The following is a 2467-nucleotide window of genomic DNA, read 5'->3' as shown; positions in this document are numbered from 1 at the left end:
TGGCATGTGGAGGCGCTTGAGGGCGAGTTGGCGGAGGTTCTTGCGCCGGTTGTTCCTCGGGTGGGTGGGGTGCCGTTCTTCTCGACGACTGAGGCCGCGTTCGTGGACACGGCCGAACTCGACGCGGGCTACTGGTATCGCAACTTGCGTCAGCGGGTGCGGTTCGCTGAGGCGGTGGAGAGTCTGGCCGGGCAGCGTTTCGGTGCGTTTGTCGAGGTCAGCTCGCATCCCGTGTTGGGTATGGCCGTACAGGAGGCTGCCGCGGACGCGGTGGTGGTGGGCACGCTGCGTCGTGACGACGGGGGAAGCCCTCGTTTCCTGACGTCGTTGGCTGAGGCGTGGGTGCGGGGTGTTCCCGTGGACTGGACGGCGGTCCTTGCCGGTCAGGACGGTATCGCCGTTCCGCTCCCGACCTATGCGTTCCAGCGGCGCCGGTACTGGCTCGACGGCACGGCCTCCCCACGGCGTACCGCGACTTCGGCGTTGTCGGCGAAGCCCTCGGCGGAAGCCGTTCCGTCGACGGCCCGGCACGACTGGGTGCAGCGAGTCCGCGCGCACGCGGCCGTGGTGCTCGGGCACGCCGCACCGGGCGATGTCGACGCCACCCTCACCTTCAAGGCGCTCGGCTTCGACTCCGCGACCTCCGTGGAACTCCGCAACCGGCTGGTCGCGGAGACCGGACTCGCGCTGCCTGCCTCCGTCCTCTTCGACCACCCCACGCCGCGCACGCTCGGGGGTCACGTCGGCGGGCTGCTGCACGACGGGACCGAGGGCGACACCGGGCCTGCCGACGCGCCGCGCCCCGCCGCCGACGCGGAACCCATCGCCATCGTCTCCATGGGCTGCCGTCTGCCCGGCGGCATTCATACGCCGGACGAGCTGTGGGATCTGCTGAGCAACGGAGCCGACACGATCTCCGCCTTCCCGGCGGACCGCGGCTGGGACCTGGACGCCCTGTACCACCCCGACCCCCAGCACCACGGCACGACGTACGCGCGCTCGGGTTCGTTCCTCTACGACGCGGGCCAGTTCGACGCCTCCTTCTTCGGCATCTCGCCGCGCGAAGCCGAGGCCATGGATCCGCAGCAGCGGCTGCTCCTGGAAGCCTCGTGGGAGGCGTTGGAGCGGGCCGGCATCGACCCCGAGACGCTGCGCGAGCGCGACGGCGGTGTGTTCGTGGGCCTCATGGCGCAGGAGTACGGCCCCGGGCTGCACCAGGCTCCCGCCTCCGTCGACGGCTACCTCCTGACGGGTACCTCGGGCAGCGTCGCCAGCGGGCGCATCGCCTACGTTCTCGGGCTGCGGGGGCAGGCCATCAGCGTCGACACCGCGTGTTCGTCGTCGCTGGTCGCGCTGCACCTCGCCGTCCAGTCGCTGCGCGCCGGGGAGTGCTCCTTCGCGCTCGCCGGAGGCGCCACCGTCATGGCAGAACCCGGCATCTTCGTGGAGTTTTCGCGGCAGCGGGGGTTGGCGCCGGATGGTCGGTGCAAGCCGTTCGCGGCGGGTGCGGATGGTACGGGGTGGGGTGAGGGTGTTGGGGTGTTGATGCTGGAGCGGTTGTCGGACGCGCGGCGTCTGGGGCATCCGGTGCTGGCGGTTGTTCGGGGTTCGGCGGTGAATCAGGATGGTGCGAGTAATGGGTTGACGGCGCCCAATGGTCCGTCGCAGGAGCGGGTGATCCGGGCGGCGTTGGCGAACGCGCGGTTGACGCCGGATCTGGTGGACGTGGTCGAGGCGCATGGTACGGGTACGACGTTGGGTGACCCGATCGAGGCGCAGGCGCTGCTGGCCACGTACGGGCAGGGCCGTGACGCCGAGAGTCCGTTGTGGTTGGGGTCGTTGAAGTCGAACATCGGGCACACCCAGGCTGCGGCGGGTGTGGCGGGTGTGATGAAGATGGTGCTGGCGATGCAGCATGGTGTGCTGCCGCGGACGCTGCACGTGGACGAGCCGACCCCGCATGTGGATTGGTCCACGGGTGCGGTGTCGTTGTTGACGGAGGCGGTGGAGTGGCCGGGTGGTGGGGGTCGTCCGCGTCGGGCGGGTGTGTCGTCGTTCGGGGTGAGTGGGACGAACGCGCATGTGGTGTTGGAGGAGGCGCCTGTGGAGGTGCTGGAGGAGGCTCCGGAGGAGGTTTCCGGGTCTGTCGATGGTCGGGTTGCGGTGTTTGGGCCGGGTGGTCTGGTGCCGTGGGTGGTGTCGGGCCGGGGTGGGGAGGGTTTGTCGGCTCAGGCGGGCCGTTTGTTGTCGTTGGGTGAGGGTGTGCGGGGGGTGGATGTGGCGTGGTCGTTGGCTGCGACGCGTTCGGCGTTCGAGAATCGTGCTGTGGTGTTTGGTGCGGGTGCGGGTGGTTTTGGTGTGGGGTTGGGTGCTTTGGTGGCCGGTGATGGTGTGATGCCGGGTTCTGTGGTGCGGGGGCGTGTGGGTGTGGTTGGCGACGATGGTGTGGTGTTTGTGTTCCCGGGTC

The 2467-nt window shown here is 69.6% G+C and carries 1 pseudogene; it reads left to right on the top strand.

Annotated elements, in window-relative coordinates:
* Window positions 1-39: 39 nt before the first annotated feature.
* Window positions 40-2467 (top strand): annotated as a pseudogene (locus tag DVH02_RS31200) (beta-ketoacyl synthase N-terminal-like domain-containing protein); the annotation flags it as partial.

Origin of the sequence: Streptomyces corynorhini (assembly GCF_003346515.1) — a bacterium.
Classification (GTDB): Bacteria; Actinomycetota; Actinomycetes; order Streptomycetales; family Streptomycetaceae; genus Streptomyces; species Streptomyces corynorhini.
This window is presented reverse-complemented; position numbering and strand designations above follow the sequence as displayed.